Annotated in this window: 40 protein-coding genes, 6 tRNA genes, 1 other RNA gene and 2 pseudogenes; 9 read left to right on the top strand and 40 right to left on the bottom strand. The window is 53.6% G+C overall.

Annotation, left to right across the window (positions count from 1 at the left end; genetic code table 11):
• Positions 1-79: 79 nt before the first annotated feature.
• The 28 genes and pseudogenes from rpsD to rpsJ form a co-directional block, all read right to left on the bottom strand.
• A complete protein-coding gene (rpsD, locus tag F8I07_RS07965) occupies positions 80-706 on the bottom strand; it encodes a 30S ribosomal protein S4 (RefSeq protein ID WP_292658072.1) in 627 nt (208 codons plus the stop codon).
• 69 nt (positions 707-775) lie between these two features.
• Complete coding sequence (rpsK, locus tag F8I07_RS07960) at positions 776-1,150, bottom strand: 30S ribosomal protein S11 (RefSeq protein ID WP_292658070.1); 375 nt, start codon at positions 1,148-1,150, stop codon at positions 776-778.
• 13 nt (positions 1,151-1,163) lie between these two features.
• Positions 1,164-1,526: a 30S ribosomal protein S13 gene (rpsM, locus tag F8I07_RS07955; protein ID WP_292658068.1), complete on the bottom strand. Its 363-nt coding sequence runs from the start codon at positions 1,524-1,526 to the stop codon at positions 1,164-1,166.
• A gap of 2 nt (positions 1,527-1,528) precedes the next feature.
• Positions 1,529-1,642 (bottom strand): 50S ribosomal protein L36, encoded by a 114-nt coding sequence (gene rpmJ / locus F8I07_RS07950; protein ID WP_013553089.1) that lies wholly within the window; start codon positions 1,640-1,642, stop codon positions 1,529-1,531.
• Between the two features lie 237 nt (positions 1,643-1,879).
• Positions 1,880-2,098: a translation initiation factor IF-1 gene (gene infA / locus F8I07_RS07945; RefSeq protein WP_013553088.1), complete on the bottom strand. Its 219-nt coding sequence runs from the start codon at positions 2,096-2,098 to the stop codon at positions 1,880-1,882.
• Positions 2,099-2,181: 83 nt separating this feature from the next.
• Positions 2,182-2,937, bottom strand: coding sequence for a type I methionyl aminopeptidase (gene map, locus F8I07_RS07940; protein ID WP_292658060.1), 756 nt, complete (start codon positions 2,935-2,937; stop codon positions 2,182-2,184).
• A complete protein-coding gene (gene secY / locus F8I07_RS07935; protein WP_292658057.1) occupies positions 2,937-4,199 on the bottom strand; it encodes a preprotein translocase subunit SecY in 1,263 nt (420 codons plus the stop codon). Before secY ends, map begins: the two co-directional genes overlap by 1 nt.
• 2 nt (positions 4,200-4,201) lie before the next feature.
• Complete coding sequence (rplO, locus tag F8I07_RS07930) at positions 4,202-4,600, bottom strand: 50S ribosomal protein L15 (RefSeq protein WP_292658056.1); 399 nt, start codon at positions 4,598-4,600, stop codon at positions 4,202-4,204.
• A 9-nt stretch (positions 4,601-4,609) separates the two neighbouring features.
• Positions 4,610-5,056, bottom strand: a complete 447-nt coding sequence (gene rpsE / locus F8I07_RS07925; RefSeq protein ID WP_292658053.1) for a 30S ribosomal protein S5 — start codon at positions 5,054-5,056, stop codon at positions 4,610-4,612.
• A gap of 10 nt (positions 5,057-5,066) precedes the next feature.
• A complete protein-coding gene (gene rplR / locus F8I07_RS07920; RefSeq protein WP_292658050.1) occupies positions 5,067-5,423 on the bottom strand; it encodes a 50S ribosomal protein L18 in 357 nt (118 codons plus the stop codon).
• An 11-nt stretch (positions 5,424-5,434) separates the two neighbouring features.
• Positions 5,435-5,971 carry a 50S ribosomal protein L6 gene (rplF, locus tag F8I07_RS07915; protein WP_292658047.1) on the bottom strand — a complete coding sequence of 179 codons (537 nt, stop codon included), beginning with the start codon at positions 5,969-5,971 and terminating at the stop codon, positions 5,435-5,437.
• Positions 5,972-5,982: 11 nt separating this feature from the next.
• A complete protein-coding gene (gene rpsH / locus F8I07_RS07910) occupies positions 5,983-6,378 on the bottom strand; it encodes a 30S ribosomal protein S8 (RefSeq protein WP_292658045.1) in 396 nt (131 codons plus the stop codon).
• Between the two features lie 14 nt (positions 6,379-6,392).
• On the bottom strand, positions 6,393-6,578 hold the full coding sequence (locus tag F8I07_RS07905) for a type Z 30S ribosomal protein S14 (protein WP_013553080.1): 186 nt from the start codon (positions 6,576-6,578) through the stop codon (positions 6,393-6,395).
• Positions 6,578-7,123: a 50S ribosomal protein L5 gene (gene rplE, locus F8I07_RS07900; protein WP_292658038.1), complete on the bottom strand. Its 546-nt coding sequence runs from the start codon at positions 7,121-7,123 to the stop codon at positions 6,578-6,580. Before rplE ends, F8I07_RS07905 begins: the two co-directional genes overlap by 1 nt.
• Positions 7,124-7,125: 2 nt before the next feature.
• The gene (gene rplX, locus F8I07_RS07895; protein WP_292658035.1) at positions 7,126-7,359 is read right to left on the bottom strand and encodes a 50S ribosomal protein L24; all 234 of its coding nucleotides are present in this window, start codon (positions 7,357-7,359) and stop codon (positions 7,126-7,128) included.
• The gene (gene rplN, locus F8I07_RS07890; RefSeq protein WP_292658032.1) at positions 7,359-7,727 is read right to left on the bottom strand and encodes a 50S ribosomal protein L14; all 369 of its coding nucleotides are present in this window, start codon (positions 7,725-7,727) and stop codon (positions 7,359-7,361) included. Before rplN ends, rplX begins: the two co-directional genes overlap by 1 nt.
• A complete protein-coding gene (rpsQ, locus tag F8I07_RS07885) occupies positions 7,727-7,975 on the bottom strand; it encodes a 30S ribosomal protein S17 (RefSeq protein WP_292658030.1) in 249 nt (82 codons plus the stop codon). Before rpsQ ends, rplN begins: the two co-directional genes overlap by 1 nt.
• A gap of 10 nt (positions 7,976-7,985) precedes the next feature.
• On the bottom strand, positions 7,986-8,177 hold the full coding sequence (gene rpmC / locus F8I07_RS07880) for a 50S ribosomal protein L29 (RefSeq protein WP_292658028.1): 192 nt from the start codon (positions 8,175-8,177) through the stop codon (positions 7,986-7,988).
• Positions 8,164-8,589, bottom strand: a complete 426-nt coding sequence (gene rplP, locus F8I07_RS07875) for a 50S ribosomal protein L16 (RefSeq protein ID WP_292658025.1) — start codon at positions 8,587-8,589, stop codon at positions 8,164-8,166. Before rplP ends, rpmC begins: the two co-directional genes overlap by 14 nt.
• A 2-nt stretch (positions 8,590-8,591) precedes the next feature.
• Positions 8,592-9,284 (bottom strand): 30S ribosomal protein S3, encoded by a 693-nt coding sequence (gene rpsC / locus F8I07_RS07870; protein ID WP_292658024.1) that lies wholly within the window; start codon positions 9,282-9,284, stop codon positions 8,592-8,594.
• Positions 9,285-9,286: 2 nt separating this feature from the next.
• A complete protein-coding gene (locus F8I07_RS10095; protein ID WP_367264510.1) occupies positions 9,287-9,637 on the bottom strand; it encodes a helix-hairpin-helix domain-containing protein in 351 nt (116 codons plus the stop codon).
• Positions 9,629-9,934 (bottom strand): annotated as a pseudogene (gene rplV, locus F8I07_RS07865) (50S ribosomal protein L22); the annotation flags it as partial. The pseudogene rplV and the gene F8I07_RS10095, both read right to left, overlap by 9 nt.
• 2 nt (positions 9,935-9,936) lie before the next feature.
• A complete protein-coding gene (gene rpsS / locus F8I07_RS07860; protein WP_292658022.1) occupies positions 9,937-10,215 on the bottom strand; it encodes a 30S ribosomal protein S19 in 279 nt (92 codons plus the stop codon).
• 9 nt (positions 10,216-10,224) lie between these two features.
• Positions 10,225-11,055: a 50S ribosomal protein L2 gene (gene rplB, locus F8I07_RS07855; RefSeq protein WP_292658019.1), complete on the bottom strand. Its 831-nt coding sequence runs from the start codon at positions 11,053-11,055 to the stop codon at positions 10,225-10,227.
• A 10-nt stretch (positions 11,056-11,065) separates the two neighbouring features.
• Entirely contained in the window at positions 11,066-11,347 is a 282-nt protein-coding gene (locus F8I07_RS07850; protein ID WP_292658017.1) for a 50S ribosomal protein L23, read from the bottom strand.
• A gap of 3 nt (positions 11,348-11,350) precedes the next feature.
• The gene (gene rplD / locus F8I07_RS07845) at positions 11,351-11,944 is read right to left on the bottom strand and encodes a 50S ribosomal protein L4 (RefSeq protein WP_292658014.1); all 594 of its coding nucleotides are present in this window, start codon (positions 11,942-11,944) and stop codon (positions 11,351-11,353) included.
• On the bottom strand, positions 11,941-12,522 hold the full coding sequence (gene rplC / locus F8I07_RS07840) for a 50S ribosomal protein L3 (RefSeq protein WP_292658011.1): 582 nt from the start codon (positions 12,520-12,522) through the stop codon (positions 11,941-11,943). Before rplC ends, rplD begins: the two co-directional genes overlap by 4 nt.
• Positions 12,523-12,539: 17 nt before the next feature.
• Positions 12,540-12,851: a 30S ribosomal protein S10 gene (rpsJ, locus tag F8I07_RS07835; RefSeq protein ID WP_292658008.1), complete on the bottom strand. Its 312-nt coding sequence runs from the start codon at positions 12,849-12,851 to the stop codon at positions 12,540-12,542.
• A 144-nt stretch (positions 12,852-12,995) separates the two neighbouring features.
• On the opposite strand from rpsJ, the gene F8I07_RS07830 reads away from it, so the two are divergent.
• The gene (locus tag F8I07_RS07830) at positions 12,996-14,072 is read left to right on the top strand and encodes a hypothetical protein (RefSeq protein WP_292658005.1); all 1,077 of its coding nucleotides are present in this window, start codon (positions 12,996-12,998) and stop codon (positions 14,070-14,072) included.
• A gap of 33 nt (positions 14,073-14,105) precedes the next feature.
• Here F8I07_RS07830 and F8I07_RS07825 read toward each other — a convergent pair whose 3' ends face one another.
• Positions 14,106-15,326: a hypothetical protein gene (locus F8I07_RS07825; RefSeq protein ID WP_292658002.1), complete on the bottom strand. Its 1,221-nt coding sequence runs from the start codon at positions 15,324-15,326 to the stop codon at positions 14,106-14,108.
• Positions 15,327-15,649: 323 nt separating this feature from the next.
• An RNA gene (gene ffs / locus F8I07_RS07820) (signal recognition particle sRNA small type) lies at positions 15,650-15,747 on the bottom strand.
• An 87-nt stretch (positions 15,748-15,834) separates the two neighbouring features.
• On the opposite strand from ffs, the gene F8I07_RS07815 reads away from it, so the two are divergent.
• Positions 15,835-15,922: transfer RNA gene (locus tag F8I07_RS07815), tRNA-Ser, on the top strand.
• 221 nt (positions 15,923-16,143) lie between these two features.
• On the opposite strand, the gene F8I07_RS07810 is transcribed toward F8I07_RS07815, so the two are convergent.
• Positions 16,144-16,851, bottom strand: a complete 708-nt coding sequence (locus F8I07_RS07810; protein ID WP_292657999.1) for a peroxiredoxin — start codon at positions 16,849-16,851, stop codon at positions 16,144-16,146.
• A gap of 211 nt (positions 16,852-17,062) precedes the next feature.
• On the opposite strand from F8I07_RS07810, the gene F8I07_RS07805 reads away from it, so the two are divergent.
• From F8I07_RS07805 to F8I07_RS07775, 7 genes are all read left to right on the top strand, one after another.
• On the top strand, positions 17,063-17,224 hold the full coding sequence (locus F8I07_RS07805) for a hypothetical protein (RefSeq protein WP_292657996.1): 162 nt from the start codon (positions 17,063-17,065) through the stop codon (positions 17,222-17,224).
• A 56-nt stretch (positions 17,225-17,280) separates the two neighbouring features.
• Positions 17,281-17,357: transfer RNA gene (locus F8I07_RS07800), tRNA-Pro, on the top strand.
• Between the two features lie 24 nt (positions 17,358-17,381).
• A tRNA-His gene (locus F8I07_RS07795) sits at positions 17,382-17,458 on the top strand.
• Positions 17,459-17,490: 32 nt separating this feature from the next.
• Positions 17,491-17,567: transfer RNA gene (locus F8I07_RS07790), tRNA-Arg, on the top strand.
• Between the two features lie 15 nt (positions 17,568-17,582).
• A tRNA-Arg gene (locus F8I07_RS07785) sits at positions 17,583-17,659 on the top strand.
• A 13-nt stretch (positions 17,660-17,672) separates the two neighbouring features.
• A tRNA-Leu gene (locus F8I07_RS07780) sits at positions 17,673-17,755 on the top strand.
• Positions 17,756-17,888: 133 nt separating this feature from the next.
• Entirely contained in the window at positions 17,889-18,179 is a 291-nt protein-coding gene (locus F8I07_RS07775; RefSeq protein WP_292657994.1) for a hypothetical protein, read from the top strand.
• Here F8I07_RS07775 and F8I07_RS07770 read toward each other — a convergent pair.
• The 9 genes and pseudogenes from F8I07_RS07770 to F8I07_RS07730 all read right to left on the bottom strand — a co-directional run.
• Positions 18,176-18,682, bottom strand: coding sequence for a hypothetical protein (locus tag F8I07_RS07770; RefSeq protein WP_292657991.1), 507 nt, complete (start codon positions 18,680-18,682; stop codon positions 18,176-18,178). The two genes, F8I07_RS07775 and F8I07_RS07770, sit on opposite strands and share 4 nt — an antisense overlap.
• Before the next feature lie 149 nt (positions 18,683-18,831).
• Positions 18,832-19,113 (bottom strand): hypothetical protein, encoded by a 282-nt coding sequence (locus F8I07_RS07765; protein ID WP_292657989.1) that lies wholly within the window; start codon positions 19,111-19,113, stop codon positions 18,832-18,834.
• Between the two features lie 60 nt (positions 19,114-19,173).
• Entirely contained in the window at positions 19,174-19,326 is a 153-nt protein-coding gene (locus F8I07_RS07760; RefSeq protein WP_292657987.1) for a hypothetical protein, read from the bottom strand.
• Positions 19,327-19,746: 420 nt separating this feature from the next.
• A pseudogene (locus F8I07_RS07755) lies at positions 19,747-20,805 on the bottom strand (recombinase RecT); the annotation flags it as partial.
• An 87-nt stretch (positions 20,806-20,892) separates the two neighbouring features.
• The gene (locus F8I07_RS07750; RefSeq protein WP_292657985.1) at positions 20,893-21,702 is read right to left on the bottom strand and encodes a PD-(D/E)XK nuclease-like domain-containing protein; all 810 of its coding nucleotides are present in this window, start codon (positions 21,700-21,702) and stop codon (positions 20,893-20,895) included.
• Positions 21,703-21,763: 61 nt separating this feature from the next.
• Positions 21,764-22,042 carry a VRR-NUC domain-containing protein gene (locus tag F8I07_RS07745; RefSeq protein WP_292657982.1) on the bottom strand — a complete coding sequence of 93 codons (279 nt, stop codon included), beginning with the start codon at positions 22,040-22,042 and terminating at the stop codon, positions 21,764-21,766.
• Positions 22,039-22,698 (bottom strand): replication protein, encoded by a 660-nt coding sequence (locus F8I07_RS07740; protein ID WP_292657980.1) that lies wholly within the window; start codon positions 22,696-22,698, stop codon positions 22,039-22,041. Before F8I07_RS07740 ends, F8I07_RS07745 begins: the two co-directional genes overlap by 4 nt.
• A 4-nt stretch (positions 22,699-22,702) precedes the next feature.
• Positions 22,703-23,890, bottom strand: a complete 1,188-nt coding sequence (locus F8I07_RS07735) for a hypothetical protein (protein ID WP_292657977.1) — start codon at positions 23,888-23,890, stop codon at positions 22,703-22,705.
• A 10-nt stretch (positions 23,891-23,900) separates the two neighbouring features.
• Positions 23,901-24,089: helix-turn-helix domain-containing protein (locus F8I07_RS07730; protein WP_292657974.1), on the bottom strand; the 189-nt coding region annotated here is incomplete at its 5' end.

Raw genomic sequence — 24,089 nt, 5'->3', positions numbered from 1 at the left:
GCTGATCTCATTGATTTCTACCTCACTGGGCAGAAAAGGCGCGGTTTTAATTTTTCTCATAAGCCAGCCTTTGCTAATTTTACTTGGAGTAAAGCTCGACGATCAGACGCTCTTCAACGGGGATGGAGATCTCTTCTCTCTCGGGAATCCGGGTAAAGATTCCGAAGAGCTTCTCTTTGTCCACATCTACCCATTCAACGATTCCGGTCTGATTGGTCAGCTCCATGGCTCGCTGAATCTGGGGGTTGTTTTTGCTCTTCTCACGCACTTCAACCTTCTGACCGGGCTTAACCCGAAAAGAGGGGATGTCTACCCGCTTGCCGTCGACCAAGATGTGACCATGGTTGACCAGCTGCCGGGCAAAAGCACGAGTCGTAGCGAAGCCCATACGATAGACCACATTGTCCAGGCGCTGCTCCAGTAGCTGAATCAACAACTCACCGGTGTTGCCTTCACGACGGTTGGCCTCTTTAAAGATTGCGCGGAACTGCTTCTCGCTGACCCCGTACATGAACTTGGCCTTCTGCTTTTCACGCAGCTGCAGACCGTATTCGCTGATTTTTGTCCGGCGCTGTCCATGCTGCCCGGGAGGATAAGGACGCTTCTCCAGCGCACTCTTGCCGGCGAGGCGGCGCTCGCCTTTGAGACCGAGATCGACTCCGAGTCTCCGCTCCAGTTTTTCTCTGGGACCTCTGTATCTTGCCATCTGTTTACCTTTTGACTTTTTTCTTGTTCGTTATTCAGAAATATTCGCTCAACCCGAAAAACGGCGTCGTTAGACGCGGCGCTTTTTCGGAGGACGGCATCCGTTGTGGGGCAGCGGGGTGATATCCTTGAACCAGATTACACGGATCCCCTCGACGGCACCGACGGATTTGACGGCCGTATCCCGACCGGAACCGGGGCCCTGGACTTTGATCCCGACCTCTTTGATTCCGTACTCTTTGGCTTTGCCCATGGCATCTTCGACCGCCTGCTGCGCCGCATAGGGAGTGGACTTTTTACTTCCTTTGAAGCCCAGCGCACCGGCGCTGCTCCAGGTCAAGACATTGCCCATCTCGTCGGTCACGGTAATGACGGTATTGTTGAAAGTAGCCGCGATATAGACGACACCGCGGGCGACGCTCTTTTTGATCTTTTTCTTAGCCATACTCTACTGCTCCTTATGCTGCACCGACAGTTTTACGCTTGCCCTTGCGGGTCCGGGCGTTGGTCTTGGTCTTCTGTCCGCGGACGGGCAGACCTCTCCGGTGGCGGAGGCCACGGTAGTTTCCGAGGTCCATCAGGGTTTTGATATCCATCATGACCTTTTTGCGCAGGTCTCCCTCCACCATGTAGTTCTCTTGGATCTCTTTACGGATGGTCGCCGCTTCCGCATCGGTCAGCTCATGAACGCGCTTGTCATAGCTGATGCCGGTCGCGTCCAGAATCTTGCGGGAGCTGGTCAGACCGATCCCGTAGATATAGGTCAGGGCATACTCCATACGCTTGCTTTTCGGCAAATCTACACCTGCAATACGTGCCATGCTTATCCTTGTCTCTGTTTATGCTTGGGATTTTTGCAAATCACTCTGACGACGCCTTTGCGCTTGATGATCTTGCAATCATCGCACATCTTCTTGACCGAGGGTCTAACCTTCATAGGGTTCTCCTGTACTGTTTTGCACCTGTTAATCGCGTGGTTCGCTGAGAATCTCTGCGAACCAACCCTTAGCGAAGCGGTGCCACCTCGATAAAGGTTCTTCACGCAGTCCCTTCCCACTCCGCTATACGCATATGTACGGAATTTTGGGGGACGTGATTTTATCAAATTTTTTTTGATTTTCCGCTTAAACGGAATGGAGGAACGGCGAAACCCCAAAGAGAGGGAGTTTCGGGTTTACTTGTAACGGAAAGTGATCCGTCCTTTGTCGAGGCTGTAAGGGGTCAGTTCCACTTTGACCCGGTCGCCGGGGAGGATCTTGATATAGTGCATCCGCATCTTTCCGGCGATATGGCAGAGGACCACATGGCCGTTGTCCAGCTCGACGCGAAAGGTTGCGTTGGGAAGTGCTTCGATCACCTTGCCGTCAATTTCGATTACATCATCTTTCGCCAAGTTTCCATCCTTTTTCTGTGTTTGACTCTGCCGCTTCGGGCACACCCGCAACCGCCGCAACGGGTGCAGGTCTGACCGGAGACTCAGGGAAGGGTCAGAATGACCGCCTTCCCGTCGACAACCGCCACCTGATGCTCATAATGGCTACCGCGCAGACCATCCTCGCTCACTACCGACCACTCATCCTCCAGAATCACCGGCTCGCCGCTCTGCTGACAGACCATCGGCTCCAGGCAGAAGACCATCCCGTTTTTGATCTTGGGTCCCTGGTTGGCTTTACCCTCCAGATAGTTGAGGATATTGGGTTCATCGTGAGGCTTGGTCCCGATCCCGTGGCCGCAGTAGTTACGCAACGGGACGTATCCCCGGGAGGTGATCCCCTCTTCCAGGATCGCACTGAGCTCTTTGAAGCGCATTCCCTGCCGAATAGCTTCGATTGCTTCATAGAGGGTCTCACGAGAACAGTCAATGAGACGCTGATCCTCTTCCGAGATTTTTCCCACCGGCATCGTGATGGCCGCATCCCCGTAATAACCTTCGAGCTTCGTCCCGATATCCAGCCCCAGGATGTCTCCCTCCTGGACTTTGTAATCGGTCGGAACGCCGTGAATAATCACTTCGTTGACCGAGGTACAGACAGCTGCGGGAAAACCGTACAATCCTTTGAAAGAGGGTTCGGCACCGAGTTTCCTGAGAAACTCCTCTCCCAAAGCATCGATCTCTTTGAGGCTCATCCCCGGCTTGACCGTCTCTTCGAGATAGGCCAGGGTCTGTCCGACAATGGCTCCGGCACGCCGCAGCGTGTCGATTTCGGCCGGTTTACGCAGAGGAATCGCCATCAGAGCCCCACATTCCCGAGAGTTTCGTATTGGTTCATAGTGCGTTGCGCTTCGATCTTGCGCATGGTATCCAGTGCCACCTGTACGACGATCAGAACGGCGGTCCCTCCGAAATAGAAAGAGGCGCCCATTACATTGATCAGGATAAAAGGCAACGTTGAGATGATCGCCAGATAGAGCGAGCCCCAGACCGTCAGCTTGCTGGCCACATCGGTCAGGAAGGCCGCGGTCTGTTCACCGGGACGGACTCCGGGAATGAAGCCCCCCTGTCGCTTGAGGTTGTCGGCGATATCCTTGGCATTGAAGGCGATCGATGCATAGAAGAAAGCAAAGAAGATCACCAACAGGAACATAACGGCGTTGTAAACCAGTCCGCCGGGATGCAGGATGTCCGCGACGCTCGTGACATATTTGTTGGTACTCGCCTGCAGCAGGGTCAGCGGAAACATCAGCACCGCACTGGCAAAGATCGGGGGGATGACGCCGGAGAGGTTGACCCGGACCGGGATATAGTTCATCACCCGTTTATGCTGATTCTGCATGATCGTCTTGCGGGAGTAGCTGATGGGGATCCGCCGTTCACCGAGCTCCACATAGATAATGATGAGGATGGTGGCAATCATGATCACCAGGATCGCCAGGACCACCAGGAAGTTCATGGTCCCGGAGTTGACGGCGGCAATCGTATTGCCGATAGCCGCGGGAATCCCCGAGACGATTCCGGCGAAGATGATCAGGGAGATTCCGTTTCCGACTCCTTTCTGGGTAATCTGTTCACCGAACCACATCAGGAGCATGGTTCCCGTCAGCATCGAAAAGACGGCCAGAATCACGAAATGAGTCGGATCGATCATCACCGCACTCTGCCCCGCACCGCCTTTCATCGCCTGAAGCCCCATTGCCACACCGACCGCTTGAACAACAGCGATGAAAATGGTGCCGTAACGGATAATCTGCATATATTTTTGCATACCGTCGCGCTCTTTTTTCATCTGTCCGAGTGCGGGAAAGGTTGCGGCGAGAAGTTCCATGACGATGGCGGCGGTGATATAGGGCATGACACCGAGGGAGATGATGGACATACGGCGGATAGCGTTGCCGCTGAACATATTGGCGAGGCCGAGGGCGTTGTTGGCGTTTTGATCGAAGAAGTGTTTGATCACCTCCAGATCAACCCCCGGGATCGGGATGTATGCTAAAACTCTGTAAGCAAAAAGAAATCCGAGCGTAATCAGGATCTTCTGAGTCAAAGCATTTCCCATGATTACTTCCTGCTGGTGGTAACAGCATCATCCTTGATCTTGGACGCAAGCGCTTTGGCTCCCGTACCGATAAGTTTAACGCGTGTAACGTTTTTGCCCAGCTTGTGGACGCCGCGGATAGTTTCCAGCGTGATCTCTTCCAGCTCGGCAACCGCTTTGATCCGATCGACGTTGATAACATAGGGCTTCTCAACGTGGGAAACAAATCCCACTTTGGGCAGCCGCTTGTAGAGAGGCTGCTGGCCCCCTTCGAACCCGCGCTTGCGGCTGTATCCTGTCCGTGATTTCTGACCTTTCTGACCCCGTCCGGCAGTTTTTCCGGTTCCGGAACCCTGACCGCGGCCTACACGCTTTTTGCTGTGAGTCGAGCCGGGTGCCGGCTGAAGATTATGCAAACCCATAACTGCTCCTTAACCTTTGATTCTGGCGAGCGCTTCGATGGTGCAGCGTACCAGGTTGTTGGGGTTGTTGGACCCGATCGATTTGGCGATCACATCTTTGATGCCTGCCAGTTCGATAACGGGACGTGCCGCTCCCCCGGCGATGGCACCGGTACCTTCGCTGGCCGGGCGCAGAACGATCCGGCTGGCGTTGTACTTGTGCTCGATATCGTGGGCGATAGTCGTCCCTTTGATCCCTTTGATGGTCACCAGGTTTTTGAAAGCGTCATCGACGGCTTTCTTGATGGCATCGGGAACCTCTTTGGCTTTGCCGTATCCGTAGCCGATGGTACCGTTGCGGTCACCGATGACAACCAGCGCCGTGAAGCGGAAACGGCGTCCACCCTTGACAACCTTGGTCACCCGTCCGATGTTGACGACGACCTCTTCGAAATCTTCTCTGTTGATGTGTTCCATTTACGCTTCCTTAAAACTTGATCCCGGCGTCCCGGAGAGCGTCGGCAAAGGACGCCACCACGCCGTGATAGAGATATCCGTTACGATCGAAGACGATCTGCTCGATCTGGGCGGCCTTGAGCTTCTCGGCCAGATCCGCCGCCACCTTCTTGACATCCTCTTTGTTGGCTTTCAGGCCCAGCTTCCGGCCGTCGGCATAGGCGAGGGTATGCCCGCGATCATCGTCGATCGCCTGGGCATAGAAGTGTTTGTTGGAGCGGAAAACCGTCACCCGGGGCAGCTCGGCGGTTCCGTGAATCTTGCCACGGACACGCTGCTTGCGCTGAGCGTACATTTTATTCTTTTTCTTCTGAATACTTTTCAACATACTAGCGCTCCTTACTTACCTGCCGCTTTACCGGCTTTTCTGATGATCACTTCATCGGTGTACTTGACACCCTTGCCTTTGTAGGGCTCGGGGGGACGGAATCCGCGGATCTCCGCCGCGACCTGTCCGACCTGCTGCTTGTCAGTTCCGCTGACGGTGATAATGTTCTTCTCCACCTTGATCTCGATTCCCTCGGGAATCTCGAAATTGATGGGGTGGGAGTAGCCCAGTTGAAGCTCCAGAGTCTTGCCGCTGACGTTGGCACGGTAACCGACTCCGTTGATCTCCAGTGACTTGCTGAACCCCTTGTCCAGGCCGATGATGATGTTGTTGAAGAGAGAACGATAGGTTCCCCAGAAAGCCGAAGACTCTTTGCTCTCGTCTTTGCGGGTGAAGACTACTTCGTTCTCTTTCACTTCCATATTGACCCGACCATGGGTCTCCAGGCGCTTCTCCTGGTTGCCTTTTTTGGCGACCAGCTCGGTTCCTTCGATTTTGACCTCGATCCCGGAGGGGATGCTGACGGGTACTTTTCCTACACGTGACATAGCTTCCCTCCTTACCAGATGCTGCAGATGACTTCGCCACCGCGCCCCTGCTTGTAGGCTTCGTCATTGGGAAGCACGCCGGCGCTGGTGGAGACGATCAGGGTTCCGTAACCGTTTTTGAACCGCTTGATCTCCTCTTTGCCCTTGTAGATACGGCGACCGGGTTTGGAGATCTTTTTGATCTCGTTGATCACGCTGTTGCCGTTGTCATCGTACTTGAGCACCACTTTGATGGTCTTTTTGTTGCCATCTTCCTCGACCGTATAACTCTCCAGATATCCCTTGTCTACCAGAATAGAAACGATTGCCTCAATCATTTTGGAGTGGAGAAGTTCCGTGGTCTCCAGCTTGCGTTGTGCAGCATTTCTTATTCGAGTAAGAGAGTCTGCAATAATGTCTGTCATCATCTTTTACTCCTTCATTACCAGCTTGCTTTGCGCATGCCGGGGATCTGACCCTCGGAGGCCATCTTTCTCAGACAAATCCGGCAGATCCCGAAATCTCTGTAGACAGAGTGGGGACGGCCGCAGATGTTACAGCGGGTGTAGGCTTGAACCGCAAACTTGGGCTTGCGCTTCTGCTTGGCGATCATCGATTTCTTTGCCATTACTTTCTTCCTTTCGCAAACGGCATGCCCAGCTTCTCCAGCAGGACAAACGCCTCTTTGTCGTCGTCGGTGCTGGTGACGATGGTGATGTTCATCCCGTGGGTCTTCATAATGTTGTCATAGACCACTTCAGGGAACATCAGCTGTTCGTCCAGACCGAAGTTGTAGTTACCGCGTCCGTCGAAGCCCTTGCGGGGAACACCCCGGAAGTCCTTCACCCTCGGCAGGGCGATGGAGATGAGCTTGTCGAGGAAGTTGTACATATTCTCACCCCGGAGGGTGACTTTGATCCCGCTGGGAGCGCCCTCTCTGGCTTTGAATCCTGCGACGGACTTCTTGGCCAGAGTGATGACGGCGTGCTGACCGGCGATCAGGCTGATGGTGTCGGCCATGTTCTGGATCAGTTTGCTGTCTTTGCCCTCTTCACCGGCACCGACGCTGATAACGATCTTCTCCAGCTTGGGAGTCTGCATGACGTTTTTGATCTGCAGCTCTTCGCGGAGTGCAGGCACGATGGATGCGTATTTCTCTTTCATTCTGCTCATGATCAGCCCTCCACTTTCTTGACGTTGGAGATGTGGATGGGCATCTCTTTGTTGATGAAACCACCCTCTTTGTTCTCTTCGCTGGGCTTGACCGCTTTGCGGGCGATCTTGCAGCCGGCGACGATGACTGCATCTTTCTTGGGGAGCACTTTGAGGACTTCGCCGGTCTTGCCTTTGTCGTCGCCGGCGATGATCATCACCTGGTCACCCTTTTTGATTTTGAATTTCTTTGCCATTACCATACCTCCGGTGCGAGCGATACGATTTTCATGAAGCCCGCATAGCGTGTTTCACGGCTCACCGGTCCGAAGATACGGGTGCCGATGGGCTCTTTCTTGTCGTCGATAATAACGGCGGCGTTGTCATCGAAGCGGATCAGGGATCCGTTTTCACGCTGGATCTCTTTTTTGGTCCGCACAACCACAGCCTTGACGACTTTTCCTTTTTTGACCTTTCCGTTGGGGATCGCTTTTTTGACGGAAGCGACGATCACATCACCGACGCTGGCGTAGCGCCGCTTGGATCCCCCCAGGACCTTGATACACATGATCTCTTTGGCGCCGCTGTTGTCCGCGACGTTCAATCGGGTAAAACTCTGGATCATCAGCCCTCTCCTCTCTCTACGATTTCGAGAAGACGGAACGCCTTGTTCTTGGAGAGCGGTCGGCACTCGATGGCGCTGACGGTGTCTCCGACGTTGGCTTCGTTCCGCTCGTCATGGATCAGATACTTTTTGAAGCGCTTCACGGTCTTGTGGTAGCGGGGGTGCAGGACCTTCCGCTCCACCAGAACCGTTGCGGTCTTGTCTCCGGCCTTTTTGATGACCGTTCCTGAAATTACTCTTTTCGGCATGCTACACCCTTTACTTGGATCTCGCGGCGTTCAGCGCCGTCATGATTCTGGCGACATCTTTTTTGGCCGCTCTCAGCTCGCTGGTATTGGTCAGCTGCATTGTCTTGAGCTTCGCCCGAAGGGTGAAGACTTCCAGTTTTTTCTCTTTGAGCATCGACTCGAGTTCCGCGACGCTCTTCTCTTGCAGATCAGTATATTTCATTGCTCTCTTCCCTTGAAATGATTTTCGTCTTGAAAGGAAGCTTGTGGCAAGCCAGCGTCAGCGCCTCACGTGCCAGTTCCTCGGGAACGCCTGCCATCTCGAAGATGATCCGGCCCGGCTTGACGTTCATCACCCACTTTTCGACAGCACCTTTACCTTTACCCATCCGGGTTTCCAGAGGCTTTTTGGTCAGCGGTTTGTCGGGGAAGACACGGATCCAGGTTTTCCCGGTACGGCTGACCCGGCGGGTCATGGCGATACGCGCCGATTCGATCTGTCGGGAGTCGATCCGGCCCGCTTCGGTCGCCTTGATAGCAAATTCACCGAACTCGATTCTGTTGCCGCGGAAGGACTTTCCGCGGTTGCGGCCCTTCTGCTGCTTTCTCCATTTGGTTCGTTTGGGCATCAACATGATTATTCACCTCTTCTTCTGGGTTTACGGCTCTTGCGCTCTTCTTTGGGCTCGGGCTGGATCCCTTTCTGGAGAACCTCCCCTTTGAAGATCCAGACTTTGACTCCGATGTTTCCGTAGGTCGTCAGCGCTTCGGCAAAACCGTAGTCGATTTTGGCCCGCAGGGTGTGCAGAGGCACACGCCCCTCCAGATACCACTCGGTTCGAGCCATTTCGGCACCGCCGAGACGTCCGGAAACCTGGACTTTGATTCCTTTGGCACCGGATTTGAGGGCTCCCTGGATCGCTTTTTTCATCGCGCGGCGGAAGGCGACACGACGCTCAAGCTGGGTCGCAATGTTTTCGGCGGCCAGCTGTGCGGAAGCCTGAGGACGCTTCTCCTCTTTGATGTTGATGGCGACCTCTTTGCCCAGCATCTGCTGGAGACGCGCCTTGAGCTTCTCGATGTCGGCACCGCGTTTTCCGATGATAATACCGGGACGGGCAGTGACGATGGTGATACGGATCTTTTTGACGGTCCGCTCGATGATGATGTTGCTCACACCCGCATAGAAGAGCTCCTTTTTCAGGAACTTGCGGATTTTGTAATCTTCCGCCAGGAAGTTGGGTGCCCGGTCTTTGGAGGGGTACCAGCGAGACTCCCAGTTGCGGTTGATTCCCAGTCTGAGACCGATAGGATTGACTTTCTGACCCATGGTTACGCTTCCTTTCCGTTAACGAAATTTTTGGCATCGGCGACCGACTCGCGGAAATCACCTTTGAAGCTGTACTTCTCTTCCATCATGGCGATCTGCTCGTCGCTCATGTTGGCCACATCCTCATAGGTGTAGATTCCCTCGTCGTTGAGCTTCTGCTGATAGGCTTTGCCGATCCCTTTGATTTTGGTCAGATCGTCACCTTTCTTTTCTGAAGCTTTGGCGGCCTCTTTGGCGGCGGTTTTGGCCGCAGCCTCGGCAGGAGCCTCTTTTTGGACCGCTTTTTTAGGAGCCTTTTTCTCGGCCGGTTTGGTCGCGGGCTTTTCTGCTTTGGAAGCCTCAGCGACCTCCACGATGATGTGGGAGGTGGGCTTGAGGATCCGGGTCGCGGTTCCCCGGGCCCGAGGGCGCCAGCGTTTCATGACCGCCGCTTTATCCACACGGCAGGAGGTGATGACGACCTCTTCGGGCTCATAGTCGCCGTTGGCGACGGCGGAGGCGATCACCTTGGAGATGATCCCAGCAGCTTTGTTGGGCATGAAATCCAGAGCGGCCAGGGCCAGCTCGGCGTTCATTCCCTGCACTTCACGGGCAACCAGTCTCGCCTTGGTGGGGGAGACTCTGACATAACGGAGTACTGCTCTGCTCATGATCAACCTACCTTCTTCTGGACACTGCCTTTGTGTCCTTTGAATGTACGGGTGGGGGCGAATTCACCCAGCTTGTAGCCGACATGGTTCTCCGTGATGTAGACGGGAACGAACTGGCGCCCGTTGTGAACGTTGATGGTCAGGCCGATCATCTCCGGGAAGATGACCGAACGGCGGGACCAGGTTTTGATAGGCTTGGTAGAGCCCTCTTCTTTTGCTTTGAGTACCTTTTTCATCAGATGGTCGTCGATGAAAGGACCTTTTTTCAGTGATCGTGCCATACTTATCCCTTACTTTTTCTTCTTGCGTGAGATGATCAGCTTGTCGCTGGCCTTCTTCCGACGGGTCTTGTACCCCTTGGTGGGCATACCCCAAGGAGAGACGGGGTGGCGACCCGAGTTGGTCTTTCCTTCACCACCTCCGTGGGGGTGGTCGATGGGGTTCATCGCCGAACCGCGGGTCTGGGGGCGGATACCGCGATGGCGGTTCCGTCCGGCTTTTCCGATGACCATGTTGGCAAAGTCTTCGTTGCCGAGGGTGCCGACGGTCGCCATGCACTCACCCAGGATGTAGCGCATTTCACCGGAGGGCAGACGCAGAGAGACGTACTTACCGTCCCGGCCCATGATCTGAGCGTAACCGCCGGCGCTTCGAGCGATCTTGCCACCCTGACCGGGGTTCATCTCGATATTGTGGACCAAGGTACCGACGGGAATGTTCTTGAGCTTCATCGCGTTACCCGCTTTGATATCCAGGCCCCCTTCATTGGCCATAACGGTATCGCCGACTTTGACCCCTTTGGGCTGGAGGATATAGCGCTTCTCACCGTCAGTGTAGTTGACGAGGCAGATCCGGCAGTTGCGGTAGGGATCGTATTCGACCGTGGCGATGCGCCCCTCGACCCCAAACTTGTTCCGTTTGAAGTCGATGATCCGGTAGAGCTTTTTGGCGCCGGCCTCTTTGTGGCGGGAGGTGATTCGGCCGTTGTTGTTGCGGCCCGCTTTGCGGGGCAGCTTTTTCAGCAGAGAGCGGACACTCGCTTTGGCGGTGATGTCACTGCTGTCCAGAACCGTCATGAAACGACGGGAGGGTGTGGTCGGTTTGAATGTTTTGATTGCCATCGCTGTCCCCTTATACCGCTAAGCTTTCGATCTTGGCGTCTTCAGGGAGTTTGACGTAGAACTTTTTGCTGTCGGGCCGTTTACCCTCGACTCCCTTGAAACGCTTCACTTTGCCGTTGACTCGCATGGAGTTAACCTTCAGAGGCTTGATACCGAAGTACTCTTTGAAGACCTCTTTAAGACCGTTTTTGGTCATGCGGGGAGTGGTCTGGACGACAATGACTCCCTCTTCTTGCAGACCCAGGGTCTTTTCCGTATATATAATCGCTTTGATATCTGTAATGTCTGCCATGGCTTAACTCTCTTTTGTCAGTTTGTCCCAGACGGCTTTTTCAATCACGATGGCGTGATAAGCCGCTGCCAGGTATCCGTTGAGCTCGTTCTCTTCGATCAGATAGCTCTGCTGCAGGTTGCGGAAGGCCAGGAAAGTCTTGTCGTCGATCATCTCTTTGACCACCAGCAGATCCCGCTGGCCAAAGCTGTCGACGAAGGCTTTCGCATCTTTGGTCTTCCCGGATTCAACGGCGACGCTGTCGACAACGAAGAGCTTCTCGTTGGCCGCTTTGTCCGCCAGGGCATGCATCAGCGCCAGGCGCTTCTGCTTTTTGTTGACCTTCTGGGTGTAGTTGCGGTCAGTCGTGGGACCGAAGACCACACCGCCGCCCCGGAAATGGGGAGCGCGGATAGAGCCCTGGCGGGCCCGTCCGCCTCCTTTTTGGGCGAAGGGTTTCTTGCCGCCGCCGCTGACCGCGGAACGGTTTTTGGTCTGGGCCGTGTTGGCGCGCAGATTGGCCGCGTAGGCTTTGCAGTAGAGATAGAGGTTATGGGGATGTACCTCCAGGAAGGCCTGGGGCAGATCCGCTGTTTTGATTACTGTTGCGTTGCTCATTTGACAATCCTTACTACTCCGCGGGCACCCTTGTGGCCGGGAACGGCTCCCTTGAGTACCAGGATGCCGTTTTCGGCATCGAAGGAGATCACTTCATTTTTGACCGTAGTCTTGGCGTTGCCGTAATGACCGGGCATCTTCTGTCCGGGCTGGACGCGGCCGGGCCACTCACACATACCGATAGATCCGGGAGCCCGGTGGAAGCGGCTACCGTGGGCGCCGGGGCCGCCGGCGAAGTTGTGACGCTTCATGACCCCGCTGAATCCGCGGCCTTTGCTGTTGAACGAGGTCTTGACGACGCTGGCGTTGGCCAGAGGCTCGGTGCTCAGATCGCCGGGCTCGGTTCCCTCGGCGACCTTGAGGGTCATAAACTTGTTGAACTCTTTGCTGATGCTGAATTTCTTCTGCTGACCCTCGATCGCTTTGTTGATCTTTTTGCTGCTGTTGTAGGCCACCAGCGCTTTGCCGTCTTCCCGGACTTCGCAGACTTTCGCCTCGACGACTTTCAGGAGAGTCACGGGAACACTGGGGACGTCAATCGTTCGGCTCATGCCGATTTTTTCTACGATAAATTCCATAATTATGACTCCTTACCTTACTTGTCCATGGACCGGATTTCGACTTCCACTTCGGGAGCCAGGTCCAGTTTCATCAGTGAATCGATCGTCTCGCTGGTCGCGGAGACGATATCGATCATCCGGGAGTGGATCCGGATCTCAAACTGCTCACGGCTGTCTTTGTTGACGTGAGGCGAGCGCAGCACGGTGTAGCGCTTGATCTTCGTAGGCATGGGAATGGGGCCACGAAGCTCCGCGCCGGTGCGGCGGACGGCATCCACGATGGAAGCCACAGAGCGGTCGAGTACACGGTGATCGTAAGCTTTAAGCTTCAATCGGATCTTTTCCATTGTTTTCCTTCTCTAAAGAACTCGTCGGATCTCCCGACATGAATTTGGGAAGGAGATTATACAGAAAAGGTCCTCGCTTCTCCTTGATTTTCTGTGAAAAAAGTGTATGATACTCTATTTAGTTTCCTTCTAAAAAGGAAAGATATGGACATTTTGGAATATTTTCTGGATCTCAAACCGAGAAACGAGATCTTTCATCCCCGGAAACTCCGGCTTCCCCCTTCGGAATCCTTTCTACTCTATGGGGCGCGGGCTACTGGCAAAACTACACTGATTCTGGAGTATCTGGAACGCCTGGACCCTCAGGAGTGGCTCTATCTGGATGCCCAGGATCCTGCTTTTGCCTTGGAAGATATCGACATAGATCAGTTGGAGACGTTTCTGGACGAAGAGGCAATCCGAACCCTGGTCCTCGATCACTGGTATCCCGGATTTTTGGAGCGGCTGCCCCGCTGCGGCCAGCTGATCCTGGTCTCCAGGCAATCCTATGCCGAACTTTCACTGCCAACGTATGAGCTCTTTCCACTCGATTACGAGGAGTTCCTGGGCTTCGACCGAAGCCACTCCCCTACCCTGGCCTTCAACCGTTTTCTGAAACTCGGAACGCTGCCGGCCATGGGCCGGAGTACTCCGGCTTCGGCCGTCCTGCGCTTGCGCGAACTCTTTTATGAGATGTTCGATGACGCCGAGAGTCGTCTACTGCTCATTCTGGCGCGGTTTCAGGGGCGTCGGGTCACCGCCCACCAGATCTATAACACCGCACGTGAGTACTTTCGCATCTCCAAAGACTGGACCTATGCCACCCTCAAACGCTTTGAAGAGGAGAAACTGATCTTTTTCATTCCCGATATTCAAAGAGGTTCCGGGAGGAAGCTGATCCTCTACGATTTCATCCTCACCCGATATCTCAACAAACATCAACCCTTCCCTGCTACCTTTGATGCGATGGTCGCTCTGGCCCTGATCAAACACTCTCTTCCTTTTCAGGCTGCCGGGGCGCTGGGCTATCTGTTACAGGAGCGCGGAGAGTTGATTCTTCCCTCCGCCTTTGAGGGAGAAGAACAGTTCTGGCAACGGGCACAGAAACAGTATGGGAATTTCAAAAAACTCGGAATTTCAAAAGTCTGGATCGTCACCGTCTCCAACCGCTACCGTTTTCGCCTGGGTGAGATAGATTTCGAGGGGATTCCTTTTTATGAGTGGAGCATACTTAACGAATGAGAGCGTATAAACATTCTCTTGCCTTTCGTCCCCCTAATCATTTTCATATCTCATAAATTTAGCAAAAACTGCAATATTGTATTTTCTATTGTCCCCTTCGTGTTTCATCGCTCTTCGAAGATAATGGAGAATCGTATGTCGAGAAGAATGGTGAGAATATTTTTGCAAAACAAGCCATTCATACAACGTGGCGGCATCGTCTTCATATACACCGCCTGTTCCGTCGATATAATTCGCAAAACTTGTATTATTTATCACCGCACCACAGGTGAATGTATTCGCCAGATATCGAAGTCTCTTCATCCCCCAACGATTTCTAAGACCCGCCTCATGCATTGAAACGACAAATTCGGCCAAGCGAGCACCGTGGGTGACATCCTCCACATGCCTGGAGTCCTGATCAATATCAGCCGGCCAATAAAGCCAGGTAAAATATCTATCCCCTTTTTTTGTTTTTTTTAGGTGCATATTCCAGCGGATATAGTTGGAAACCTTTTTGACAATAGCCCGATATCTCTTCTTCGGTTTTCCTTTCGCGACACTTGCGCGATACATCTCTACCAATGGCTCAGCTACGATCATCGTCATATTGATCGGTGTCTCGATATCGGAATAGTCTATCTTGTCTTCATAATAATTTTCAGGATACGCAAAATACACCCCCCTCGTATCATCAGGATAAGGAGAATCCTCATCGTGCACAAAAGGCTTATGCGCCTTGTAGAGGTCCTGAACCATTCGATAGTATCGTTTGGCATCCGAACCGAATTCGTGCGCCAGATTCGAATCTTCCATTACAATACGAGCGAATGCAGCAAGCGGATAGGCATAAAGTGCATTCATCAACATGTCGGAGTAGCGCTCATCGCCGTTCGGACCGTAGTCATAGGCTCTTGTCCCCCATCCGGGCATCACCTTACCGGTTCGATCATCGATTCTTCCGGTCAAAGCATCGTTGCCATCAGCGACGATCTTCAGCAACTCATTTAGATCACGAAGTACACGAACATCATGTGTAGCTTCATACATATCGATATAAGCACGCAAATAGGTTCCGGTATCCCATCCTGCGGGATTGTTATCCACGCCGAATTTTCCATCGAAATAGTTTTTTTTCAAATCCTTATGTTGCTCCAAAAACCACTTCACTTGCCTATCGTCCTGATCCGTATTGCCTGCCTCACATATGTTTAATACAACAAACATTGCGATCAAATAAAAAAGTACCAAGAACCCGAAATTTTTTTTATACATCACTTCCCCCCTTTTGGAGTATTATTTTTGATTGACCAAAGATATTTCAAACACCAGAGCTTCTACTCATCTCCAAATAATATCAAAAATATACAGAGACTCCTTTGGACAAATTCAAGGATGGGTCTGAGAGCACTTTAGCGAATTTTATAATCGAGCTCCATCACCTTTTTCCTTGTTTAATCTGGAAACATTCTGCCCCATATGAAGTCATGATTGGAGAATTCCTGAAGGTGGTTTCAGCACAATTACAGGTGGAAATTACACTTATGTTGTGAATGGGCGAGTAATAAAAAAGCGGAAGGGGATTCATACAAGAAGACCTCTCCCCAGATGGCTGCGGCACACGGAGGCGGAGGGTGGGCTGCTATGTTCCCATCCTGACCCGGTGTCCTCCACTCCCGTTGCACAGGTCTGGAAAGAGGCGGGAGAATTATATCAGAAAGTTTCCAGCGGTGCAATATTGCATTTTCAGAAGCTTTCCGTTATAATTGCGCCTCTTTCAGATAGAGGGGTGTCCGAGCGGTCGAAGGAGCACGCCTGGAACGCGTGTGTAGCGCAAGCTACCGTGGGTTCGAATCCCATCCCCTCTGCCACGCTACGTAAATATCCACACACTATCCATATTTTGTCAACAACTTCAATTACTTCTCTCATACATAGAGATACTCCAGAAGAAAACTTCAACGTCGATTTCTCGATCGCAGGTATCGTTATTGCCGCAAGGATAATGTTTAAAAAGAGGAATCAGAAGAGATAATTTAACGCGATGTTGCCGCACATGAGCCCCAGGGGGAGCTCCGATAAAGATGCCGGCTTAGTCTGCCAGAATCTCGTCGAGAGTGATATAGTCGCCGACACGACCGGTCATCGGCTCGACATCGGTATTGACCGGGAGGGTCTTCTTGCCGGGCTTCCAGCCGGCGGGGCAGACTTCACCGGTCTTGTAGGCATGTTGATGCGCCTCGATCTGACGGATGAACTCTTTGACATTCCGTCCGACCGGCGGTGCCTGAACTTCCTGGGCGACGATCACACCGTCAGGATTGATGAGGAAACGTCCCCGCAGGGCGATACCGGCATCTTCGATCAAGACACCGAACTTACGGCTCATCTCGTGGGTGGGGTCCGCAGCGATAGTCAGTTTGAGACCTTCCAGAAGAGGTTCAGTCTCAGCGAAACGCTTGTGGCTGAACTTGGTATCGGTGGAAACCGCCAGCACTTCGCAGCCCAGCTCTCCTTTGATCGTATCGAGATGGGCGTTCATCGCCGCGATCTCAGTGGGGCAAACGAAGGTGAAGTCCGCAGGGTAGAAACAGACAACGGTCCACTTCCCTTTGTAGTCTTCGCTGCTTACTTCTGTGTAATGGCCGGTCTCGGCATTGTAGGCCTCTGCCTTGAACTCAGGCATATTTTTCAGGACCAGGACGCCTGCCTGGGTCTGTACATTCTCTTCCATGGTACGTACCTCCTTGGTAGTTGTTGTAGTTTTCTGCTCTGCGGCAGTCGGTTGATCACACGCCATTGGGTTCTCCTTTCTCTCCCTCTGAATCGCTTTGTTCCGATTCCGATATCTGGAGATGTTAGAATGATAGCAGATCGGGAAAGCAATGTCAAGTATTTTTACAAAATAATAATTATTATCCTAAATATTCATTTAGCTGTATGCTGCTCTCTGCAATCCCCTGTGATATAATCCGCCGAAATTTCATATAACCTATAGAAAAGGAGCAGATATGGCTGTACCTGAAGATGTGGGCTGTCGTAACGAGTCCTGTATCAAACATCCGGAATGCAATCGGGCCAAGATCGCCAAAGAGGGGAAAGCCCGGGAGGTCAAAAGCTTCGGTGGCACTCCGGAGAAGGGGTGTGGGAAATTCCTTCCCATCAAAGAGTAGTCTTTCATTGACTTTACAGTTTTCTTTGGCTAGAATTGCACTCCTTTTTCAGGAAACGGAGTGTAGCGCAGCCTGGTAGCGCACCTGCTTTGGGAGCAGGGGGTCGAAGGTTCGAATCCTTTCACTCCGACCAGGCTCCTGTCTCCTGAAACCGATGGTGGGTATAGCTCAGTTGGTTAGAGCGCCAGATTGTGGCTCTGGAGGTCGTGGGTTCGAGACCCATTACCCACCCCATCTTTCAATGACAATCCTGAAAACAGACCTATGCGCCAGTAGCTCAATTGGATAGAGCATCAGACTTCGGATCTGAGGGTTAGGGGTTCGACGCCTCTCTGGCGTACCACATCTTCTGATCAATGCGCTCGTAGCTCAGCTGGATAGAGCACTCGCCTTCTAAGCGAGCGGTCTCAGGTTCGAATCCTGACGGGCGTACCACCCTCTTTTTTTCGCGGACGTGGTGGAATTGGTAGACACGCTGGATTTAGGATCCAGTGCTTCGGCGTGAGAGTTCGAGTCTCTCCGTCCGCACCAAAATCCCATAAAATCGAATCTCCTGACGCCTTCAGAAACTAAATTAATTTTTTAAGCTTCTCTCGGGTAGCACTTTAGGTAGCACTTTTTTGCAGGAAAATCGTATCAATTTGTAGCAGGCTATAATAGTCTTATGAGGCTGCTAACATTTTTCATTGATCTCTTTGCCATCTTCATAGGAGGGGCAATCTTCATTATTGGAGCGGGTGCGCTCGCTGTCTGGATAACGCAGAGTGATACGGTGGGTGTTTGGGCTCTTGGAATCGCCGCCGTGCTGTGGCTCTATGCCCTCTTCCGGTATATCGCGTTTTGGGTTGATGAGGTATCGTCGGAGGAGGAAGCGGGGATTCTCCTGATCCTCCTGGCATTTATCGCGGGAGTCATTCTTGGTAACGATGAATGTGAAACGGAGAAGGAAAGCTAATCCTCCTCTTCGACGAGTGCGATAGTATCCTGAAGCAATTCGCGCCCGAAAGAGTGACGGACAGCGGCGGCGGTGATCCGGTCGTGATATTCGCCGGGGATCGCCGCCAGCAGCTCCGAAGTAAAAGCGGCTATCACTGCGTTAGTCGTGTTGCAGGTGATTATCTCCTGCTCTACCTCATCCAAATCGACACCCTCCGGGATGGTGAATTGATCCGGCTTGAAGTCGGTGGAGATCAGGCTCCAGATGTCCGGGAGCATGCTGACCTGCTGGCGGCGGCGGGCGTTGGCTTCCCGTTGCGGGTCCCGGCTCGGGTCTCTGGCGTTGATGATGGCCTCTTTGACCTCATCGTAGATAAACATTTTGCGCTTTTTACCGGGGAGTTTGTGATAGGGGATTACCCCGTCACGCACCAGCTGGCTAAAATAGCTTTGAGTGAAGTCCGCCACCTTTCCCATCTTCAGGCGTCCCAGCACTTCGCGGGCGTTTAGGTATTCCGGCATATTTTCTCCTTAAAGTTTTGATAATTTACCGCTACGCGGTAGCTCAATAGAATGGGGAATTTAAGCAAGTTTGAAGCGATAAAAGTAGCGATTTTCCGCGGCTCGCAAGACCCGCAAGCTTCGCCGCCTCCAGAAGGACCCACGGCCTTTCACTCTGCTATCTGGACCCGGTCGCCCTTCACTTCGACAACCTCCACCTCCTCACCGTTGACGGTTAGCTCCTTGATCTCTTTGGCCCGATCCTCCAAAGCTATGCTCAACTCCATCAGGACGCCCAGCTTCTCATCGTCGATGCCGTCATCTCCCGTCACGATGTAAAATATACACTTAGCCAGCGCATCGATGCCGAAGACTGCTTTCTCTACCGTTCGGGTAGCGTTTCCTCTCAAGAGTATGCCGTAGTCCTTCTCAGCTTTTCTGTTATCATTCATCTGTCAATCCTTTCCTGGGTTGATGAGGTCGGGGCCTGCTTCCACACATCCCCCGGCCTTCTACTTCGGATCTTCGGCTTTGTATGCCTCGATCAACTCTTTCGCTTTCTCCAGTGTCACTCCCAATTCTGCCAACGTCTCCTCGCAGTGATAGCTCTGTTTGATCCGCTGATAGAGCTGGGGGCGTGTTTTCTTCCACCGGCTGAAAGTCACGGGGCCGATGCCGATCTCTTCGGCTATCTGTTTGTCACTCTTTCCGATCTGTCACCTCCTGTTCTGGGTTGGGGATAATCTCCCTTCAGGTATCATAGCACCAGGGCGGCTATAATGTCAAGGTTAAATTATCTATTTGATAACCTATTACCGTTCTAAACGGGATAGTATTATTATTTAGATAATTACTTTCTCCGTTTAAGGAAACGCCTAAACCGCTCCGATCCGCCCCTGAGTTATTCACATATCGCTATCAAATTGGTAGATTTTCCCAAAAATCTTATCAATTTAAGGAAAGTTATTCACATCTCACAAAATGGCTTTATCTAATTGATAATGACCCCCCTCTAATTGATAGAATGATTAACATAATGTAAGTTCTCTCAAAAAGAAAAATCGAAACCTTATAAACGGCGGCCATCACGCCCGCGCGGGGGCCGTCCGCAACTCTTCCGCCACGGCGTCCAGGGATCCGGGGTCCTCCAGCAGGCTAGCGACGTCTTTCCCCTCCAGCGTCTTCACATACTCCAGGGCTCCGGAGCGCTTGACCTTTCGCCGGATAAGTTCCGCCGCCAATCGTGCCGACGGGTCGGGCTCCGGCGTTTCGCTTTCCGGCTGAGCGTCGTCCGTGGCTACTGGCTGGAGCAACATAGCGTTGAGGTCCTTGGGCGTCGCCGTCTTCGGTGCCGGGGCCGCGTCCGCCTCGACGATGACCGTCTCCTCATTGAAGCGCTTATAGTCGGGGATGCTTCCCTTTTCCGCCACGTCATCGATGCCCAGGGCGGTGGCTACGTCATGGTCTCCCAGGGGTAGGCGCTTGATGTGGCGCTTGATGGCGGACTTGATCGCCATAGCCTCATACCACTCCCACCAGACGCCCGACGGTTTGCGGGGGTCCTTCTGGGTCTGGCTTTTCATGCGGACCTTCTCGATCTCTGCTTTCGTCATGATCTGATAGAAAAGCTCACCGTCTTTGGACTTGACCACGGTCACCACCTTTTCCAGATTCTCGAAGATCCAGGCGGGATCGGATTGCCGGGCGTCGAAGTCGGGCTTATAGTGTAGCCGCTCCTCCCATCCGTCCACCTCGAAGGAGAGCTCATCGGAGGAATAAACGGGGTAGGCTTTGATATGCCAGCCGATACGCTCCAACATCGTGATAAAGCCGCGATAGCCTATCTGGAGTTGGCAGACGGTGGCGCCGTCCCTCCGTTTGAAAGGGATGAGATAGGCCTGTCCCAAATTGGGATCGGGCAGGAGCCGAAGCATAGCGGCGGCGATACCCGCCTCAATGATACTTTGAGGAGTGCAGGCCGCCAGGTTGGGATTGAGTCCAACCGCCAGCATGGTAGCGGCGAATTTTTTGGCGCGGTTGGGATCGCCCATCAGAGACTCGATCATCTTGACCCGGGGAGCCAGCAGCCCCCGAAGCTCTTTTTCTTTAGCCGGTAGGTGTTTCGTCATGGTGTGCTCCTTTCGATTCTGAGCGTTTTTTCGTGGTTGGGGCTATGGAGATATGCCCAAAGCTCTCTTTCGCCGTTTTTGGCCTCAATGCTGGCCGCCCTGTTATGATGCTTCCGCCTCCTTCTGTCGCCAATACCAGCCGGGCAGGGAAATCGGCTCCACCACGGCGGCGGCTCCCGTGGTATTGAACTCCCGGAGGCGGCTGAGGTGGCGGCGGTAATCCTCCCGCCCCGCCTCGATGGCGTCGGGCTGGATCTCGAAGACTCTCACCAGGTGCGGGGTCGTCTTCTCTACCGCGACGATGACGAAGGTCTCAACCGGGAATCCTGCCAGCCGGAGCGTATCCAGATACCAGGCGGCCTGACGGTGATAGCGGTAATCGTAGATCGCCAGCTCGAACTCGTGGGGGTCCGTGCTCCGGGTCGTTTTGAGATCGATGACGACACCCGCCTCCCGAAGGTAGTAATCCGGGCGGCATTTGCGAACGATGCCGAACTCTTCATCCTGGGTGAAAAAGCTGGCTTCGGCCATTCCCTCCCGGAGAATGCCCCCGGCGATGGCCCGGACGTTTTCCGCCATCCGGTCCGCCGTCTCCCACTCGTTGACGGGAACGACGGTCTTTCCCTTGCAGGCCTCCAAAAAAGCCTCTCGGCCCTCTTTGTAGGCTTTGGAGTTCTTATTGGCGTCGCAGCCGGGAAAATCCTCTTTGATGAACTCTTTCCCCATCCGCTCCGGCTCCAGCACCATAGCGTGCAACAGCGTTCCGAAGTCGAAGGCTTTGCCTTCCAGCTTGAAGCGGTCGCGGTTGAGGTAGTGAAGAGGGCTCAGTTCCAGCAGGCGGAAATCGCTGGCGCTGATTCCCTCCGCCGCCCTGTAGGCTTCGTTACTCATCTTTCTCGGGTTTTTTTGCATAAATGCTCCTTGTTTGTCTGTTTTCCGCCGGCCGGACGGGTCTGAAGGCGCCGCGACGCCCTCAAATCAATCCGGCTTCTATCAACCGCTCCCGGACCTCATCGACACCGTGGGCGACGAATGCCACGCCGCCCGATTCTCTGATCCGCCGGAGGTGATACTCCTGGAGCGGCGTCGCCTCTTTCCCGGGCCGCTTGACCTCGATCCCTACGAATTTCCCACCGACACAGCCCAGTATGTCCGGGGCTCCTGCACGGTTGACCGTGATCGTTTTCACCGAATAGGCTCCGACTTCCTCCAGGAACGCCAATATCCGCTTTTGGACTTTCTGTTCTATCATCCCTTCCTCCCTTCATTCATTTCTTTTTGAGCATTGAAAAACCTCCAGGCATTATCTACCGTTAGAGGGTCCCTAAGCTCCAATCCTCTCAAAACGCTCTCCTTGTATCTGTCTATATCTTCGATGTCCCGGATCTCTTCATAGGGTCTGAGTAGGGATCTCTTCACTCTCTCCCCCATCAGAAACTCTATGAACTCCTCAAAGTGTTCTTTCGCATTGATGACGACTTTCTCAGCGGGGTCGTTGCCCTTCACGCGGGCGTGCGCGCGGTCGTCGTAGATTTGTTGTAGTTCAAATATTGTGTGTGCAGAATCTGCACCACCTACCCCCCTAAGCGGTGCAGATTTTGCACTACTTTTTGAGGCGCTTTTCCAGTGGCTCCCGATGGCGTATGAGTTGAACTTCCCGGGACCGGCACGCCGAACGGAGATCATCTTTTTCCCCTGAAGTTTTTCAAGGGCGGTAATGACGGTGTGACGACTGAGGCCGGTCGCCTTTTCAAACTGGCTGAGACTGATCCCGTCCCACTTTTTCCCGTAGCCGGTCGTCTGTCTGACGATATGCAGCAGTATCCGAAACTCGGAGAGCGATAGCGTGGGGTCGTCCAGCATTTCGGCAGGGACTTTGATATAATGCTCATTGTCTGTTTTCCGCATTGCATCATCTCGGTAACCGCTCGGTGAACATCCGGGCTCTAAAATCGATATGTTTGAGTGCCACCGCCTGATAAACCGCTTCGCTCACTTCTCCCCTACTCATCAAAACGTGAACGTTTATCGGGCTCTTTCTCTGCTTTGACGCCTGGCGGGCATTACGCTGCTGAAAGCGGGCGGTGCTGTAATCCATGCTAGCGATGATGAGGTGCTCGACGTGGCTCAGCTCCACCCCTTCGGCGTGGGCGTGGCTGGAGAGGATCAGCGCTCTCTCGAACTCCCGCTCCAGGATCTTCCGTTGTCCCACCCATCGGCACATGATGGCCACGTCTTCACTGTCACCCCAATGAGCCTTGATGTAGTTCACCAGCTCCCGCTCTCCCGTGTCGATATACTCCCCTCCGATCTTCAGACAACCGCACTCCAGCTGATAGCATCCGTTGACCAGCCCCATCGGGGTATCGGCCGCGAAGCCTCCCAATACTCTATCCCGTTTGAGGCGCTCGATGTAGCTTCGCGTCCGGGGCGAAAGCTCCACATAGTGGGGAACGACTTTCGGGGCGTATTTGAATCCCAGCTCCTCCCGCCGGATCTGGAGCAGATAGGGGCGGACGTGCTCCATCACCCGCTCGGTCTTCGCGTCCCGGTAGTCGTTGACGATCCGGCCCATAATGCGGCGCTGTTTGCGGTTGACGTAGATCCGGGACCACTCATAGAAGTTCTTGAACGCGCTGAAAGGGTGAGCGGCGCTCATCCAGAGCGGGTGAAACCACTGGCTCGCACTCTCCGGGGCCGGGGTGGCGCTGACCAGGATCATCGGGAGTTCCCTCCAGCGTTCCCGGATCAGCTTCGCTTTGGCCGGGGCCTTTGGGAAAGAGCTGATCGCATAGTGAAACTCATCGATGACGATGAGGTCGAAGTCCCCGGCCACTTTGTGGAGGCTTTCGTAGTTGACGACGGTAAAGGCTTTGGCAGTGCCGTGCTTCTCCCGGTCGCCCTCGATGCCGTCGATAGCCGCTTTCTTTGTGATCCAGAGGACGCGGCGGACGTCGGGGATCCCCTCGATGGCATCGATGACGGCCAGGGTCTTCCCGGAGCGTTCCGGGGCGTGCAGGATCGCCAGCCCTTTGGACCTCAACTGCTCCCGTAAAGCGACGGAGAGCCGCTTTTGATGCTCATAGAGCTCTATTGCCATGCCGGGCCTTTCAGGGCTCTATGGTGCGGGCGGCGATAAAAGCCTCGATGTCTTTGCGGCGAAGCTTGACCGACTTTCCCATTTTGACGAAGGGGATAGAGCGGTTATAGACCTGCTTTCTCCAGTAGCTTGGAGTCTGTCCATATTCCTTAGCCGCCTCGTCAACGCTGAGCAGCTGTTTAGGCTTTTCGGGCCGGGG

Origin of the sequence: Nitratifractor sp. (assembly GCF_015487065.1) — a bacterium.
Classification (GTDB): domain Bacteria; phylum Campylobacterota; class Campylobacteria; order Campylobacterales; family Sulfurovaceae; genus Nitratifractor.
This window is presented reverse-complemented; position numbering and strand designations above follow the sequence as displayed.